The following is a 16280-nucleotide window of genomic DNA, read 5'->3' on the forward strand; positions in this document are numbered from 1 at the left end:
ACACGGTAATGTGAGTTGTCCACAATCCGCAGGTCGTTGTCCACAAGTCGGGGGAGCGGGGTCCCCCCTACCGCCAGAGGGGTGAGCCGAGGGCGAGGACGGGTCCACACGGCTGGCAGTGGTGCGCAAGCGGCGATCACGGTACAACCGATGACGCAGGTTCGCTCGTTGGCCGCAACGTAGCGTCACGCACCGAAGTCAGACTGCACTCGAAGGTGGCATCAAGGAGTCAATAACCGATCCGACGGGTTAGTGTCCCCCGCGTCGGGGAGGAAGCTTGACGAGGACGTAGCGCCTTGCTGGCGCCGCTACGAACGTGGAGACTGCGCCCGGACCATGACTGCGAACGCTGTGTTGAGCCCACTCCCGACGCCGCCGCACCGCGAGCCGCCCCCGGGGGTCACCGCCATGGTGCGGATGATCCGGGAGAGCTTCGCGGTGGTCGAGCCGCGCCAGGAGGAAGTCGCCAAGTTCTTCTACGGGATGCTCTTCAGCCTCGCCCCGGCGACCCGTGAGATGTTCCCGGTCAACATGGAGGTGCAGCGCAGCAGGCTGCTGCGCGCCCTCGTGCACGTCGTGCAGATGGTGGACCGGCCCGACGACCTGATCCCGTTCCTGCGCCAGCTCGGCCGCGACCACCGCAAGTTCGGCGTGGTCTCCGCGCACTACGAGTCGGTCGGCACGGCGCTGCTCGCCGCGGTGAAGAAGTACGCGGGCCCGGTGTGGACCCCCCAGGTCGAGATGGCCTGGGCCGAGGCGTACACGATCATGGCCCGCTCCATGCAGGAGGCCGCGCACGCCGACGAGGGCCCCGCCTACTGGCGCGCCACCGTGATCGACCACCAGCGGGTCAGCTGGGACCTGGCCGTGGTGCGGCTGCAGCCCGACCACCCGGTGGACTACCGCGCGGGCCAGTACGTCAGCGTCGAGACCCCGCAGCGCGCCCGCCTGTGGCGCTACTACTCGCCCGCGAACGCGCCGCGCGAGGACGGCATCATCGAGTTCCACATCAGATCCGTGGAGGGCGGCTGGGTCAGCCGCTCGATCGTCGGCCACACCCAGCGCGGCGACGTGTGGCGGATCGGCCCCCCGATGGGCCGCCTCGGCGTGGACCGCAGGCGCGGCAACGACATCCTGATGGTCGCGGGCGGCACCGGCGTGGCCCCCATGCACGCCATCATCGACGAACTGGCCCAGTGGGGCGAGAACCCCAGGGTGCACCTGTTCATGGGCGGGCGCACCAGGGACGATCTCTACGACCTGGAGAACCTCCAGCGGGTCGCCGCCACCAACCCGTGGCTGACCGTGGTCCCGGTGCTGGAGTCCGCCCACGGCCTGCGCGGCGTGGAGCAGGGCACCCTGGCCGACGTGGTGACCCGCTACGGCACCTGGGAGGACCGGGACGTGCTGGTCTGCGGCTCGCCGTCGATGATCCGCGCCACGGTGTCCCGGATGCTGGTGGCGGGCACGCCGCTGGACCGGATCAAGTACGACCCGTTCACCCTGGACTGAGCGCGAACGCCCGCCGCGACCCCCAAGAGGGGTCGCGGCGGGCGAAGAGCGCTCGTCAGCGCTTCTGCTGGGGCTTCCAGACCACCAGCGCGGTCTCGTGCCGCACCGGCACCAGCTCACGCCGGTAGGAGGCGTGCACCGAGGCCGCCGCGTGCTCGGCGGCGGCCATCGCCGACGCCAGCTGCTCGGTCAGCTCGGCCACCTTGGCGCGCAGCGCCCCGACCTCGTTCTCCAGCTCGATGATCCGCTTGATGCCCGCGAGGTTGACCCCGTCCTCCTGGGACAGCCGCTGCACCTCGCGCAGCAGCACGATGTCCCGCATGGAGTACCGCCTGCCGCCGCCGGGCGTGCGGCCGGGCGAGACCAGCCCGAGGCGGTCGTAGCTGCGCAGGGTCTGCGCGTGCAGACCGGACAGCTGGGCCGCCACGGAGATCACGAAGAACGGCGTGTCCTCGTCGGTGCCGGGCGGGAACGGGAAACTCATGACCTGCCCTTCTCCTCCAGCAGCGCGTTGAGGTCCGGCCGGGGGTCGTGCCCGGCCGTGGCCAGCGCGTAGTTCTCCAGCGCTTCGCGGGCCTTGGCGTCCATGTTGTTCGGCACGGCCACCTGGAGCGTGATGAGCAGGTCGCCGACCTGCCCGTCCCGCCGGGCGATGCCCTTGCCCTTGGCGCGCATCACCCGCCCGCTCGCGGTCCCGGCGGGGACCTTCACGGTCACCTTGCCCTCCAGCGTGGGCACCGTCAACGTGGTGCCCAGCGCCAGCTCGGGGAAGGTCACCGGCACGGTGACGGTCAGGTCGTTGCCCGCGCGCCCGAACACCGGGTGCGGGTTGACGTGCACCCGGACGTACAGGTCGCCGGTCGGCCCGCCGTTGCGGCCCGGCTCGCCCTGGCCCGCCAGCCGGATGCGCTGGCCGTCGTCCACCCCGGCCGGGATGCGGATGGTCAGCGTGCGCGTCCTGGTGCTCACGCCGTCGCCGCCGCACTCCGGGCACGGGTCGTCCACCACGCGGCCGGTGCCCCGGCAGTCCTGGCACGGCTCGGAGAACGCGAACGCCCCCTGGCTGCGCGTGACCAGGCCCGCGCCGCCGCAGTTGGCGCACGTCCGGGGCGTGGTGCCCGGACGCGCCCCGGACCCGCCGCAGGTGCCGCAGGCCGCCGGGCTGGACAGCCGCATGGGCACGGTGGCCCCGCGCACCGCCTCGGTGAAGTCGATGCGCACGTCGGTCTCGACGTCCTCGCCGCGCCGCGGCCGGGTGGCCGAGGCCGCCCCGCCGCCGCGCCGGTTGAACAGCCCGCCGAGCAGGTCGCCCAGCCCGCCGCCCATGCCGCCGGGCTGCGCCCCGGCGCGGCCGAACAGGTCGCCCACGTCGAAGCCGCCGCCACCGCCGAAGCCGCCGGGGAAGCCCCCGCCGCCCGCGAACAGGCGGCGGGCCTCGTCGTACTGCTTGCGCTTGGCGGCGTCGGAGAGCACGCCGTAGGCCTCGGAGACCGCCTTGAACCGCGCCTCGGCCTTGGTGTCACCGGGGTTGGCGTCGGGGTGCAGCTCCCGCGCCAGCTTCCGGTACGCCTTCTTGATCTCCTCGGCCGAGGCGTCGGAGGAGACGCCCAGCTCGCGGTAGAAGTCCTTCTCGATCCAGTCCCTCGCGCTCACGGCCGGACATCCCTCCCCTCGGTGCTGATCCGATCAGTCCTGCTGCTCATCCACGTCCTGCGGCGGCTCGGCCGCGGGCTCGTGATCGGTCACGGCCACCAGCGCGGGCCGCAGCACGCGCTCGCCGAACCGGTAGCCGCGGCGCAGCACCGCGGTCACCGTCGGGCCGCTGACGTCGGGCGAGGTGCTGTGCTGCACCGCCTCGTGGACCGCCGGGTCGAACTCCTCGCCGTCGTGGCCGAAGGGCTCAAGGCCGACCCCGTGCAGGGTGTTGACCAGCTTGTCGGCCACCGCCTTGAACGCGCCGGTCAGGTCGCCGTGCGCGCCCGCCCGCTCCAGGTCGTCGAGCACGCCCAGCAGCTCGCCTGCCACCTGCGCCTTGGCGTTGCTGACCACCAGCTCCCGGTCGCGCTCGACGCGCTTGCGGTAGTTGGCGTACTCCGCGGTCAACCGCTGCAGGTCGGCGGTGCGCTCGTCGAGCTGCGCCTTGAGCTCGGCGGCCGGGTCCGGCTCGGCGGGCGCGGCCTCGGGCTCGCCGCCCTCCGGCTCGGGGGCGGCGTGCCTGCCGCCCCCGGTCGGAGCCGCGTCCTGAGTCGTGTCCCGGGTCGTCTCCTGGGCCGCGTCCTGCTCGGCCTCGGCCGCCTCGGCGGGCTTGGCCTCGCGGACCTCGCCCGTCTCCGGGTCGATGCGCCGCCGGTCGTGCACGACCACGTGCGGCTGCTCCTCGTGCTGGGTCACTTCTTCTCGTCCTCGTCGACGATCTCGGCGTCCACCACGTCGTCGGCCTTGGCGCCCGCGGCGCCCTGGCCCGCGTCCGCGGAGCCCGCGGCGTCCGCGGTCGGCGCGCCGGTGTTGGCGTACAGCGACTGGCCGATGGCCTGCGACTCGGCGGCCAGCTTCTCCACCGCGGCGCGGACCTTGGCGATGTCGGTGCCCTTGAGCGCCTCGGTGGTCTCCTCGATGGCGGCCTTGACCTTGTCCTTGACCTCGGCCGGGATCTTGTCGTCGTTCTCCTTGACGACCTTCTCCGTCTGGTAGACCAGCGTCTCGGCCTGGTTGCGGACCTCGGCCTCCTCGCGGCGGCGCTTGTCCTCCTCGGCGTGCGCCTCGGCGTCCTTGATCATCCGCTCGATGTCGTCCTTGGGCAGCGCCGAGCCGCCGGTGATCGTCATCGACTGCTCCTTGCCGGTGCCCATGTCCTTGGCGGAGACGTGCACGATGCCGTTGGCGTCGATGTCGAAGGTGACCTCGATCTGCGGGACGCCGCGCGGGGCCGGGGGCAGGCCGGTCAGCTCGAACATGCCGAGCTTCTTGTTGTCGCGGGCGAACTCGCGCTCACCCTGGAAGACCTGGATCTGCACGGACGGCTGGTTGTCGTCGGCGGTGGTGAAGATCTCCGAGCGCTTGGTCGGGATCGTGGTGTTGCGCTCGATGAGCTTGGTCATCACCCCGCCCTTGGTCTCGATGCCCAGCGACAGCGGGGTCACGTCGAGCAGCAGGACGTCCTTGACCTCGCCCTTGAGCACACCGGCCTGCAGGGCCGCGCCCACCGCGACGACCTCGTCCGGGTTCACGCCCTTGTTCGGCTCGCGGCCGCCGGTCAGCTCCTTGACCAGCTCGGCCACGGCGGGCATGCGGGTGGAGCCGCCCACCAGCACCACGTGGTCGATGTCGCCGACGCTGATGCCCGCGTCCTTGATGACGTTGTTGAACGGCGCGCGGGTGCGCTCCAGCAGGTCGTTGGTGATGCGCTGGAACTCGGCGCGGGACAGCGTCTCGTCCAGGAACAGCGGGTTCTTGTCCGCGTCCACGGTGATGTAGGGCAGGTTGATGGTGGCCTGCGAGGAGCTGGACAGCTCGATCTTGGCCTTCTCGGCGGCCTCGCGGATGCGCTGCAGCGCCATCTTGTCCTTGGTCAGGTCGATGCCGTTGCTCTGCTTGAACCGCTCGACCAGCCAGTCGACGATGCGCTGGTCCCAGTCGTCGCCGCCGAGGTGGTTGTCGCCGGAGGTCGCGCGGACCTCGACCACGCCGTCACCCAGCTCCAGCAGGGAGACGTCGAAGGTGCCGCCACCGAGGTCGAAGACCAGGATGGTCTGCTCCTTCTCGCCCTTGTCCAGGCCGTAGGCCAGCGCGGCGGAGGTGGGCTCGTTGACGATGCGCAGCACGTTGAGGCCCGCGATCTGACCGGCCTCCTTGGTGGCCTGGCGCTGCGCGTCCTCGAAGTACGCGGGGACGGTGATCACCGCGTCGGTGATCTCCTCGCCCAGGTAGGCCTCGGCGTCGCGCTTGAGCTTCATCAGCACGCGCGCGCTGATCTCCTGCGGGGTGTACTTCTTGCCGTCGATCTCGGTGGTCCAGTCGGTGCCGATGTGCCGCTTGACCGACCGGATGGTGCGGTCGACGTTGGTCACCGCCTGGTTCTTGGCGGGCTGCCCGGTGAGCACCTCGCCGTTCTTGGCGAAGGCCACGATGGAGGGGGTCGTCCGCGAGCCCTCGGAGTTGGCGATCACCGTCGGCTCGCCACCCTCCAGGACCGCGACGACGGAGTTGGTCGTCCCCAGGTCGATGCCGACCGCTCGCGCCATTGGATTCCTCCTGGTAGTGCGTTTGTGAGAGCCCCGCGTTGAGCGGCACTGGCTCAAGTTTGCCAGTCGAACCGGACTTGAGTCCACCCGGCTCAACCTTCCTGCCCCTACCAACGCGCCACCACCCGGCGGTGTTCCCGCCGGGTGGTGATCCGGGACACCCCCGCGACGCCGAACCGCCCGCCCGCGAGACGCGGACGGGCGGTTCGACTCCCCCTTGCTCAGGCCGCTTCGATCAGGCGGCCGACTGGACGGTCAGGTCCCCGCTCCTGGTGCGCAGCACCAGCTCGACGGTCGCGTTCGGGTCGCTGGTGACGCCGATGTGCTCGTCGCCGCTGCCCGCGTCGGCCTCCACCCGGTAGGTGCCCTGAGGCACCCGCACGGTCAGGTTGCCGCTGCCCCCCTCGGCGCGCACCGGGCGCGCCTCGGCCATGGCGACCTCGGTGTCGCCGGAGTCGTTCTCCAGCACCACCGCGCCGCGCATCCCGGACAGCCGGGTCCGGCCCGAGCCCATCCGCCCGGTGAAGTCGCCGCCCACGTCGGAGACCTCCACGTCACCCGAGGCGTTCTCCAGCCGCACGGCACCCGTCACGGTCCGCAGCGTGGTGTTGCCCGAGCCGGTGGTCAGCTCGACCGCCGCCACGCCCTCCACCCGCACGTCACCGGAGCCGTTGTCGCCGACCACCCTGGCCTCCCGGTCGGGCAGGACCACCTCGTAGTCGGCGGAGCAGTTGCTGCCGCACCCGTCCAGCACCAGCGTGTCGCCCTCCACGCGGTGGGTCGCGCCGGGCTTGTCACCGCCCTTGGGGTACTGCAGCAGGCGGTGCACCTCGATCGCCGAGACCCCCTCGGCGTGTCGCACGTTCACGTCGCCCGCGCCGTTCTGCACCCGCACGGTGCCGATCCGGTCCTCGACCGTGTAGTCGTCACGCGCCTCGTTCTGCACCATCCGCACGCAGGACGTGAGCGACACCGCCACGGCCACCGCGGCGACGGCTGACATCGCGATCCGCTTCACCACTGCCCCCTCGGCTCACAGGTTGTTGGAACCAAGCTAGGGCCGCGCGCGCCCCGGCACACCGGGGCGGACCCCCGAGTGCGACCGGGGGTTCTCCCTACCCCTGGCGGGGTGCTCAGGCCAGCGACTCGACGACCGCCCGCAGCGCGGGCGCGCACCGCGCCGGGTCGTCCAGGAAGCGCCGGGAGGCGATCACGTGCGAGTCGGTCATCCGCTCCCAGACCAGCCCCTGCACCCCCACCACGGTGATCACCAGGCGGAACGGCCTGGCCTGCCTGCCCAGCCTGCTCTCCACCCCGCGCACCACCTCGCCGACCGGCAGCGCGGTGGGGTGCCCGGTCCCGGAGGTGCGGGTCCAGTACTGGCTCGCGGGGGTCATCAGCGCCTCCACCGCGCCGCGCAGCGCGGGCCGCACCGCCAGCGAGCGGGCGGCCGGGTCGGCGGGCGAGGGCACGTCGGACCGGTCGCCGCGGGCGTGGTCGAGCACGTCGGCCCACCAGCCCAGCCACTCCTCTGCGGCGCCCGCGCGGTCCACGCCGGGCGGGACGAACACCGGCACCGGCGGGTCCAGTCCGGGCAGCTCGGGGACGGTCTCCACGGACAGCGCCAGGGTGTCGCGCACGAACAGCGCGGTGTCCATCGTGAAGCTGCTCCCGTGGGACACCTGCCACGACTCCCGCCCGGCGAACCTCATCCGCCCATCATCCCGCCCGAAGGTCATCAAGGGGGCATCAGAACGGACACGACCGGCGTCAACTGCTGCTCCGTCGGGGGGACATCGGCGATCAGCCCCTGGATCAGCAGCCCGTCCACGGCGGCCAGGAACGCCCGGAAGGCCACCGGGTCCGGCGCCGACGACGCGGCGGTGAACAGGTCGATCCAGCGGCGCGCGGCGGGCCGCAGCTCGGGGCGGCGGGCGGCGAGCAGGTACAGCTCGTACTCGGCCACCGTGCGGCCCCGGCGCGGGCCCAGCGCGTCGGCGAGGAACCGGGCCACCGCCTCAGGGGTGGCGCCCGGCGCGCAGCAGGCGGCGTGGAAGTCGGCGGCCAGCTCGTCGGCCGCCCACAGCAGTGCGGCGGTCAGCAGGTCGTCGAGGGTGGCGAAGTAGTAGGTCGTGGACGTGGTGGGCACGCCCGCCTCCCGCGCGACGGAGCGGTGACCGACCCCGGCCACCCCGTCCCGCTCCACCACCCGCAGCACGGCTTCCAGGATCGCGCGCCTGCGCCGGTCCCCACGCGCCCTGCGCCCGTCCGCACGCCCGTCCGCGCGCCCCTCAGCGGGCCCCTCAGCGCGCACTGCCCAGCTCGATCGCGACCACGCCGCCGATCACCATCAGCAGCCCGACCACCATCGTCGCGTTGATCGGCTCCTTGAACAGCACCACGCCGATCGCGGCGACGGCCGCGACGCCGAAGGCGCACCAGATCGCGTACGCCACGCCGATGGGCATCCCGAGCTGGAGCACCTTGCTCAGCGCGCCGAACGCGACCAGGTAGCCGACCACCACGAACACCGACGGAACCGGCTTGCTGAAGCCCTCGGAGAGCTTGAGCGACACGGTGGCGGTGACCTCCGCGACGATCGCCACGGCCAGCGCCAAGTAGACGAGCACGGAGACCCCTCACGACAAGTGGAACACCTGTTCAACAACATTAGACCCGTCCGGTTATGCGATGGGCCACGGTCAAGTGGTTACTGGTCAGTAATCCGGCGTAGGCTCCCCGGTCAGGAGAACGGACGAGAAAGGCCGCGACCACATGGGAGCCCTCCAGCTCACCCTCGGCGCCATAGGCGTCGCCGTCAGCGTGTACGCGTGGGGTCTGTTCGTCGCCGGGGTCGTCCGGATGGTGCGCATCATCCGGCTGGGCCAGCCGGACGGCACCCGCAACGGGCCGTTCTGGCCCCGGCTGCGCACGATGATCGTGGAGTTCGCCGCGCACACCCGGATGGCCAAGTTCCGCAAGGTCGCCCCCTGGCACTGGCTGGTGATGTGGGGCTTCCTGATCGGCTCGCTGGTGCTGTTCGAGGCCTACGGCGAGGTGTTCTACCCCGGCTTCCACTGGCCGGTCATCGGCACCTGGTCGGCCTGGGCGCTGCTGGTCGAACTGCTCGGCATCGGCACCGTCGTCGGCGGCGTCGCGCTGGCCGTCATCCGCCAGCTCAACCACCCGCGCCGCGCCGACCGGATCTCCCGGTTCGCGGGCTCGGACTTCCGCGCCGCCTACTTCGTCGAGGCCGTCGTCATCATCGAGGGCCTGGGCATCCTCGGCGTGAAGGCGTTCAAGCAGGCCGCGGGCCTGGAGGACCCGCCCCTGTGGTCCTCCTTCGTCACCGCGCCGCTGAGCACCATCCTGCCGTCGAACCCCGACTGGGTCTCGATCATGGCCGTCGTCAAGCTGCTCTCGGCGATGCTGTGGCTGGTCGTGGTGGCCAAGAACCTGACCATGGGCGTGGCCTGGCACCGGTTCAGCGCGTTCTTCAACATCTACTTCAAGCGCGAGCCCGACGGCCGGGTCGCGCTGGGCGCCCTCAAGCCGATGATGAGCGGCGGCCAGGTCCTGGACCTGGAGGAGGCCGACCCGGACAAGGACGTGTTCGGCGTCGGCAAGGTCGAGGACTTCAGCTGGAAGGGCTGGCTGGACTTCAGCACCTGCACCGAGTGCGGGCGCTGCCAGTCCCAGTGCCCGGCGTGGAACACCGGCAAGCCGCTCTCGCCCAAGCTGGTCATCACCCAGCTGCGCGACCACGCCTTCGCCAAGGCCCCCTACCTGCTGGCGGGCGGCAGCCGCGACATGGCGGGCGACGAGGTCGGCCTGGTCGAGGACAAGTACGAGGACTACAAGAAGCGCCTGGAGTCCATCGACGTGCTGGCCATGGCCGAGTCCGAGCGCCCGCTGATCGGCGGCGCGGACGAGCTGGGCGTCATCGACCCCGAGGTGCTGTGGTCGTGCACCACCTGCGGCGCGTGCGTCGAGCAGTGCCCGGTGGACATCGAGCACGTCGACCACATCGTCGACATGCGCCGCTACCAGGTGCTCATCGAGTCGAACTTCCCGTCCGAGCTGGGCGGCATGTTCAAGAACCTGGAGAACAAGGGCAACCCCTGGGGCCAGAACGCCAAGGACCGCCTGGCCTGGACCGAGGGCCTGGACTTCGAGGTGCCGGTGTTCGACGGCGAGCTGGGCGACGCCGAGTACCTGTTCTGGGTCGGCTGCGCGGGCGCGTTCGAGGACCGCGCCAAGAAGACCACCCGCGCCGTGGCCGAGCTGCTGCACACCGCGGGCGTCAAGTACACCGTGCTCGGCCCGGAGGAGAGCTGCTCCGGCGACCCGGCGCGGCGCGCGGGCAACGAGTTCCTGTTCCAGATGCTGGCCCAGCAGAACGTCGAGGTGCTCAACGCCGTCTTCGAGGGCCGCGAGCCGGGCAAGCGCAAGATCGTGGTGACCTGCGCGCACTGCTTCAACACCCTGGCCAACGAGTACCCGCAGGTGGGCGGCCAGTACGAGGTCGTGCACCACACGCAGCTGCTCAACCGCCTGGTGCGCGAGCGGCGGCTGGTCCCGGTCGCCGAGGTCACCGAGGACGTCACCTACCACGACCCGTGCTACCTGGGCAGGCACAACAAGGTCTACGAGGCCCCGCGCGAGCTGGTCGGCGCGTCCGGCGCGACGCTGCGCGAGATGCCGCGCAACTCCGAGCGCTCCATGTGCTGCGGCGCGGGCGGCGCGCGCATGTGGATGGAGGAGCGCATCGGCAAGCGGATCAACATCGACCGCGTGGACGAGGCGCTGGGCACCGCACCGTCGAAGATCGCCACCGGCTGCCCGTTCTGCCGGGTGATGCTCACCGACGGCGTGACCGCGCGGCAGAACGAGGGTCAGGCCGGATCGCACGTCGAGGTGGTGGACGTGGCGCAGCTGCTGCTCACCGCCGTCAAGCGCGGCAAGGAGCGGCAGGACGTGCCCACCGACGAGGTGCCCTCCGGCACCCCGCTGCCCGACCAGGACAAGGCCACGACCTGAGCCGACGCACCTGAGAACGCCCCCGGTCCACTCGGACCGGGGGCGTTCTCGCGTCGTCGGGCGTCGTCAGGCGTCCTCGGTGACCCGGTCCCAGACCAGGTTCAGCAGCCAGCTGACCAGCGCGACGACGATCGCGCCGAAGAAGGCGGGCCAGAAGCCGTCCACCGTGAACGGCAGGCCCAGCTCACCCGCCAGCCAGCCGGTCAGCCAGAACAGCAGCCCGTTGACCACCAGGCCGATCAACCCGAGCGTGACCAGGTAGAACAGGCAGCCGAAGAACTTCACCACCGGCTTGACCAGCGCGTTGACCAGGCCGAACAGCAGCGCCACACCGACCAGCGTGCCCGCCGTGGCCGCCGCCGAGCCCTGGCCCAGGTCGATGCCGGGGATCAGCGTCGACACCCAGAGCGCCACCGCCGTCAGCAGCACGTGCACCACAATGCCCATGCCGCAGACTAGCGGCGGCGATCGGCCGAACGGGTCAGGCGCGACGCCTGCGCGCCGCCAGGTAGGTCAGCACCCCGCCGCCGAGCAGCAGGCCGCCGATGACCAGGAACGGCAGCGGGGCCGCGCCGGTCCGCGCCAGCCCCGTGCTGTTGCGCCCGCCACCCGCCACGGCCGCCGGGGTCGTGCTGGTCGTGGGCGCGGCCGTGGTGCTCGGGCCGGTGGTGCTGGTCGGGGCCGCCGTCGTGGTGGTGCTCGGAGCGGTGCTCGACGGGACCCGGACCGAGATCGGCCGGACCGAGACGTTGTCCGCGAAGTTCACATCGCCGAACGCCCCCAGCCTGACGATGACGTGGAAGGACTCGATGTCCGCCTGGTCGAGCGCGTACCGCAGGCGGACGTCGACGCTCGCGCCCGGCGCCAGCCGCTGCTTCAACTCGAACTCGCCACCCAACTCGGGGTAGGTGATCGTCACCTGGTCACTGGCGGACACCAACCGCGCGGCCAGCGAGGCCATCACGAAGGACGTGCTGTCCGGAGCATCGCCCTTGTTCGTCAGCGTGACGACGACCTCCACCTCGTCGTTCAGGGCGTAGACGTCCTTGGCGGGCGTCACCACCAGCGGACCCACCGCGAAGTCGCCCCTCGGCTCGAAGTAGCGGGTGTCCAGCCGCACTTCCCCGCCCTTGCCCACGAAGACCTTCCCGGCGCCGGTGCTCCAGTCCAGCTCGGGCGAATCCACCAGCGACAGCCGACGCAGGTCGGCGGCCTGGAAGGCGTGCTCACCCTCCGGCACGTCCTCCACGCGGTAGCCGCCGTCGGTGGTCGTCGCGGTCCGGTCGCCCAGCCGGTGCGGGGCCTGGAGCGGGCGCTCGCCGTCCTGCTTCACGCCGTCGCGGTTGGCGTCCACGTAGGCCAGCCCGGTGACCGTGCCGCCCCTGACGCCGAAGTCGTACGCGCCCGCGCCCTTGTCGTAGAGCGCGGACTCCGTGGTGGCGGCGTAGACGTCGGTGTTGTGGCTGAAGATGGTCAGCCCGCTGGCCGGCAGCCCCGTGGCGCGGTACCGGCCGTTGGCGTCGGTGCCGTACTCGCCGATGAACTGCTTGCCCTGGAAGACGCGCACGCCGCGCCCGTTGGCCAGCGGCGGCTCGCCCTCGTCGACCCGCCCGTTGCCGTTGCGGTCGAACCAGACCAGCCCCTCGATCGTGGCACCGTCCTGCGCGACCGCGGTGCCGGAGCCCACGACCACCAGCACGGCGGTCAGCCCGGCGACGCGGCGGAGCACGTTCTTCACTTGTAGTCCCCCCGAAAAAATGATCGTGCGACATTTCGTAGTCGCACGATCACCCTTCAGCGTTTCATGATCCCCGTCACTTGCCGAGGCGCACCCGCCACACCGCCGCGGCGGCACCGGCGAGCACGACCCCGACCAGCGCCAACAGGCCCACCAGCGCCCCGGTCCCGAAAGACGACTGGTCCTGCTGCGCCACCGGCGCGGCGGTCGTGGTCGCCGTGGTCGTCGCGGGCGCGCTGGTCGACGCGGACGCCACGGCGGGCGCGGACGTGCTCGTCCCGGTGGCGGCAGGCGTGCTCACCGAGGCGACCTGGCTGGTCGGCGCCTTGGCGGCCGCGGCGAGGAAGCCGCTGTCGAAGCTCAGCCCGCTCGGGTCGGCCTGGTCGCTCAACTCGATGGGCGAGGTCAGCTCACCCGAGGGCATGTAGGAGGGGCTCGGCGCCCTGTCCTGCCCGAACGCCGAGCGGTCGGTGGAGCGCAGGTGGTAGATGCCGTCGGGCAGGTTGTCGAAGGAGTAGCGGCCATCGGCGCCGCTCAGCCGGGTCTGCCTGCCGCTCGGCCCGACCAGAACCATTTCGTGCCCCGCGATCCCAGGCTCACCCGCGTCGATCCGGCCATTCGCGTTCTGGTCCTGCCAGACCATTCCAGAAATCTTCTTCAACGCCTTCGGCTGGTCTTCCTGGGCGACTGCGGCACTGGTCATGACCAGCGGCGCGAGCACTGCGGCGGTGACGGCGACGAACCCGGAAAAACGGCGCGAGCAACGCATGGCAAATCCCCCAGGAAAAGCTGCGGTGAAGTCGTTCAGACACCGGTAAAGACGCCCGCACGGCTCGGGGGTTGCGCCGGTTCCCACCGGTTCGTGCAACGTTTCGGCAACGAGCGGGACGGCCCGTGACCGCCTACCGTTCTTCCATGACGTCTCCGAAGGCCAAGGGCGGGGAGAGCACCCTCACCGTCCTGCTCGCCCTCGCGGTGAACCTGGCCATCGCGATCATGAAGGCCATCGCCGGGGTCATCACGGGATCGGCGGCCATGATGTCCGAAGCCGCGCACTCGGTGGCCGACACGTTCACCGAGGGCCTGCTGCTGACCGCGCTGCGCCGCTCCGAGCGCCCCGCCGACCGCAAACACCCGTTCGGGCACGGCAAGGAGCGCTACTTCTGGTCCCTGCTGGCCGCCATGTCCATCTTCGTCTCCGGCGCGGTGTTCGCCCTCTACGAGGGTTTCCGCACGGTCTTCGGCGAACCCGAGGAGCAGAGCAGCCCCGTCGTCGGCTACGTCGTGCTGGCCATCGCCTTCGCCCTGGAATCGGTCTCCTGGGCCCAGGCCGTGCGCCAGGTCCGCCGCCAGTCCGCCGCGGAGAAGCGCTCCGCACGGGAGTTCCTGCGGATCTCCGACGACCCGACCGTGAAAACGGTGTTCCTGGAGGACTCAGCCGCCCTGCTGGGCCTGCTCCTGGCGTTCGCGGGCATCAGCCTGCACCACCTCACCGGCTCGTCGCTATGGGACGGCCTGGCGTCCATCGCCATCGGCGTGCTGCTCGCGTTCGTCGCCTACGTGCTGGCCACCACCAACCGCAACCTGCTCATCGGCAGGCAAGCCGACCCCGTCCTGGTGCGTGCGGTGTGGGCCTACCTGCGCGAGGTGCCCGAAGTCGACCAGGTGGTGGACCTGCTGACCATGGCCGTGGGCACCGACCGCGTCCTGCTGTGCGCCAGGCTGGACTTCGACGACGCCCTGGGAGCCGCCGACCTGGAGCTGGCGTGCGTGCGGATCGACGAAGAGCTGCGGCAGCGCTTCCCCGACCTGGACGAGGTGTTCCTCGAACCCGTGCCGCGCACCGACCCCGCGCTGCGCCAGCGCGTCCTGGCCCGCTACGGCAGGCTGCTCAGCGACGGGTATCAGTCCGGTGGAAGTTGAGGTGCGCCCGTGACGGCGTCGGCCCCCGCTGCCCCTGGTACCGGCTGCCCGCCTCGCGCGAGCCGTAGGGGAACTCCGCCGAGCTGCTGAGCCGGAACAGGCACAGCTGCCCGATCTTCATCCCCGGCCACAGCATGATCGGCAGGTTCGCCACGTTGGACAGCTCCAACGTGATGTGCCCGGTGAAACCGGGGTCGATGAACCCCGCCGTCGAGTGCGTCAGCAACCCCAGCCGCCCCAGCGACGACTTGCCCTCCAGCCGCCCCGCCAGGTCGTCGGGCAGGCTCACCGACTCGAACGTCGACCCCAGCACGAACTCACCGGGGTGCAGCACGAACGGCTCGTCGTCCACCGGCTCGACCAGCGAGGTCAGGTCGTCCTGCTGGATCGACGGGTCGATGTGGGTGTAGCGGGTGTTGTTGAACACCCGGAAGAACCGGTCGAGGCGCACGTCGATGCTCGACGGCTGCACCATGGCGTCGTCGAACGGCTCCAGCACCAGGCGCTGGGAGTCGACTTCCTTGCGCAGGTCGCGGTCACTGAGAAGCACGGAGGACAGGGTAGGCGGGTCTCCCAGTCCCACGGTTGACAGGGTGTGTGTATGATCGGTGCCGCAGTACCACGCGGGTGTAGTTCATTGGTAGAACGACAGCTTCCCAAGCTGTAGAGGCGGGTTCGATTCCCGTCACCCGCTCGTAGCGCGAAGGCCCTGGTCACCTCGACCAGGGCCTTCGTCGTGCTCGGGCGTCCCCTGCGCCTAGCCGTGCTCCGCGTCCGACTCGCGCAGCGCCGCCAAGGTCGTGCCGAGCTGGGCGTGGACCCGCTTCGCCGCCTTCCGGGTGAGGACCAGACGTAGGTCGAGATGTCGACCTCACAGGTGCTGATCACGCTTCATTCCTTGCATGTCCTTGCCCTGTCGGGTTACTCGGACAGCCACTGCTCACTGAGCACGTGACGACCGGTGGCCTTGGCGCCCTCTTCGGGCGAGGTGTCGAGCGTGGCGGTGAGGGCGTCGAAGTCCAGCGGCGCCAACCGGGTCGGCTCCTGACACCGGTCGGCGAACACCTCCGCGTCCTCCTCCGATTGGAGAAGCACGTGCAACCCCATCGACCCCACCTCCGCATGCACCCGAACTTGCTCGACTAGATTCACGCACGCGGAAGATCGATCCCATACCAATACCCGTTAGCGGCATCGGCACGGCCACTGATCCCCGGTCGATGCGGTAACCGTATGGCTACACTCCGCGGCAACCCAGCAGGGGATGAACCCGCAATGACCGCACTTCGCCCAGGTGGTTGCCACAGCTTGGTCTCGGACGATTGAGCAGAACGGCGTATTCTCATGCTGTGGCTGAGAGGTCCTGCCGGGGTGAGGTGCTGGACGCTGCATGCCGACTCTCAGCAGCAAGTGCGGATGGGACGTTCACGCCGGACGATGTTGTTCGGCTGCTCCGCCGCGCAGGCAGCCGGTACGCGGAGAGCACCATCCGGACTCACGTGGTGTCACGGATGTGCGCTAACGCGCCTGCTCATCATGCAACGCGCTACGCCGACCTCGTGCGAGATGGGCGTGGTCGGTATCGCCTCAACGACTCCTGACTATAAGACCTGGTCACGGGGCTGCTGTAGGGCAAAGCGAAGCAAGCCCCACCGAGGTGACCGCGAACAGTCGACATCAACCGTCTGACATCGCCAATACCAAGATCGAACGCCCTGCCAGTAGTTCGAGACGAAGAGGTCAGGCCGCTGCACGGAACAGGACGCGGTGTTCCAGGCGGGACTGCAGGCGAACCACAGGTCAGAGACTTGCTGCGATGCTCCCGT

Annotated in this window: 17 protein-coding genes and 1 tRNA gene; 5 read left to right on the top strand and 13 right to left on the bottom strand. The window is 70.7% G+C overall.

Annotated features, from left to right (window positions below):
- The first annotated feature begins 408 nt into the window (after nt 1–408).
- The gene (locus tag JOF41_RS29650) at nt 409–1512 is read left to right on the top strand and encodes an FAD-binding oxidoreductase (RefSeq protein ID WP_229796275.1); all 1104 of its coding nucleotides are present in this window, start codon (nt 409–411) and stop codon (nt 1510–1512) included.
- Between the two features lie 55 nt (nt 1513–1567).
- Here the strand turns inward: JOF41_RS29650 and JOF41_RS29655 are convergent, their stop codons facing one another.
- The 8 genes from JOF41_RS29655 to JOF41_RS29690 all read right to left on the bottom strand — a co-directional run bounded on the left by JOF41_RS29655 (nt 1568) and on the right by JOF41_RS29690 (nt 8383).
- A complete protein-coding gene (locus JOF41_RS29655; protein ID WP_189226936.1) occupies nt 1568–1996 on the bottom strand; it encodes a heat shock protein transcriptional repressor HspR in 429 nt (142 codons plus the stop codon).
- Nucleotides 1993–3165, bottom strand: coding sequence for a molecular chaperone DnaJ (gene dnaJ / locus JOF41_RS29660; RefSeq protein ID WP_189226935.1), 1173 nt, complete (start codon nt 3163–3165; stop codon nt 1993–1995). The genes JOF41_RS29655 and dnaJ overlap by 4 nt, the downstream gene beginning before the upstream one ends.
- A gap of 33 nt (nt 3166–3198) precedes the next feature.
- Nucleotides 3199–3903, bottom strand: a complete 705-nt coding sequence (gene grpE / locus JOF41_RS29665) for a nucleotide exchange factor GrpE (protein ID WP_209623360.1) — start codon at nt 3901–3903, stop codon at nt 3199–3201.
- Nucleotides 3900–5753, bottom strand: coding sequence for a molecular chaperone DnaK (dnaK, locus tag JOF41_RS29670; protein ID WP_189226933.1), 1854 nt, complete (start codon nt 5751–5753; stop codon nt 3900–3902). The genes grpE and dnaK overlap by 4 nt, the downstream gene beginning before the upstream one ends.
- Nucleotides 5754–5988: 235 nt before the next feature.
- Nucleotides 5989–6771: a DUF4097 family beta strand repeat-containing protein gene (locus JOF41_RS29675; RefSeq protein WP_189226932.1), complete on the bottom strand. Its 783-nt coding sequence runs from the start codon at nt 6769–6771 to the stop codon at nt 5989–5991.
- Between the two features lie 115 nt (nt 6772–6886).
- Nucleotides 6887–7465, bottom strand: a complete 579-nt coding sequence (locus tag JOF41_RS29680; RefSeq protein ID WP_189226931.1) for a hypothetical protein — start codon at nt 7463–7465, stop codon at nt 6887–6889.
- A 26-nt stretch (nt 7466–7491) separates the two neighbouring features.
- Complete coding sequence (locus tag JOF41_RS29685) at nt 7492–8067, bottom strand: TetR/AcrR family transcriptional regulator (RefSeq protein WP_209623361.1); 576 nt, start codon at nt 8065–8067, stop codon at nt 7492–7494.
- Nucleotides 8057–8383, bottom strand: coding sequence for a DMT family transporter (locus JOF41_RS29690; protein ID WP_189227063.1), 327 nt, complete (start codon nt 8381–8383; stop codon nt 8057–8059). Before JOF41_RS29690 ends, JOF41_RS29685 begins: the two co-directional genes overlap by 11 nt.
- A gap of 145 nt (nt 8384–8528) precedes the next feature.
- Here JOF41_RS29690 and JOF41_RS29695 point away from each other — a divergent pair, with 145 nt between their 5' ends.
- Nucleotides 8529–10793 (top strand): (Fe-S)-binding protein, encoded by a 2265-nt coding sequence (locus JOF41_RS29695; protein WP_189226929.1) that lies wholly within the window; start codon nt 8529–8531, stop codon nt 10791–10793.
- A 66-nt stretch (nt 10794–10859) separates the two neighbouring features.
- Here JOF41_RS29695 and JOF41_RS29700 read toward each other — a convergent pair whose 3' ends face one another.
- From JOF41_RS29700 to JOF41_RS29710, 3 genes are all read right to left on the bottom strand, one after another.
- Nucleotides 10860–11240, bottom strand: coding sequence for a phage holin family protein (locus JOF41_RS29700; protein ID WP_189226928.1), 381 nt, complete (start codon nt 11238–11240; stop codon nt 10860–10862).
- 34 nt (nt 11241–11274) lie between these two features.
- Nucleotides 11275–12531, bottom strand: a complete 1257-nt coding sequence (locus JOF41_RS29705; protein ID WP_209623362.1) for a hypothetical protein — start codon at nt 12529–12531, stop codon at nt 11275–11277.
- Between the two features lie 76 nt (nt 12532–12607).
- A complete protein-coding gene (locus tag JOF41_RS29710) occupies nt 12608–13234 on the bottom strand; it encodes an SdrD B-like domain-containing protein (protein WP_209623363.1) in 627 nt (208 codons plus the stop codon).
- Between the two features lie 212 nt (nt 13235–13446).
- Between JOF41_RS29710 and JOF41_RS29715 the strand changes: the two genes are divergently transcribed.
- A complete protein-coding gene (locus JOF41_RS29715) occupies nt 13447–14454 on the top strand; it encodes a cation diffusion facilitator family transporter (protein ID WP_189226925.1) in 1008 nt (335 codons plus the stop codon).
- Here JOF41_RS29715 and dcd read toward each other — a convergent pair.
- Complete coding sequence (gene dcd, locus JOF41_RS29720; RefSeq protein ID WP_189226924.1) at nt 14423–15004, bottom strand: dCTP deaminase; 582 nt, start codon at nt 15002–15004, stop codon at nt 14423–14425. The genes JOF41_RS29715 and dcd overlap by 32 nt on opposite strands.
- 73 nt (nt 15005–15077) lie before the next feature.
- Here dcd and JOF41_RS29725 point away from each other — a divergent pair.
- Nucleotides 15078–15148 (top strand) — tRNA-Gly (locus JOF41_RS29725).
- Between the two features lie 227 nt (nt 15149–15375).
- Here the strand turns inward: JOF41_RS29725 and JOF41_RS29730 are convergent.
- A complete protein-coding gene (locus tag JOF41_RS29730) occupies nt 15376–15561 on the bottom strand; it encodes a hypothetical protein (protein ID WP_209623364.1) in 186 nt (61 codons plus the stop codon).
- A gap of 269 nt (nt 15562–15830) precedes the next feature.
- Between JOF41_RS29730 and JOF41_RS38765 the strand changes: the two genes are divergently transcribed.
- Nucleotides 15831–16055, top strand: a complete 225-nt coding sequence (locus JOF41_RS38765) for a DUF7669 domain-containing protein (protein ID WP_443705761.1) — start codon at nt 15831–15833, stop codon at nt 16053–16055.
- Nucleotides 16056–16280: the final 225 nt, after the last annotated feature.

Source organism: Saccharothrix coeruleofusca (assembly GCF_017876325.1).
In the GTDB taxonomy this organism is placed as follows: Bacteria; Actinomycetota; Actinomycetes; order Mycobacteriales; family Pseudonocardiaceae; genus Actinosynnema; species Actinosynnema coeruleofuscum.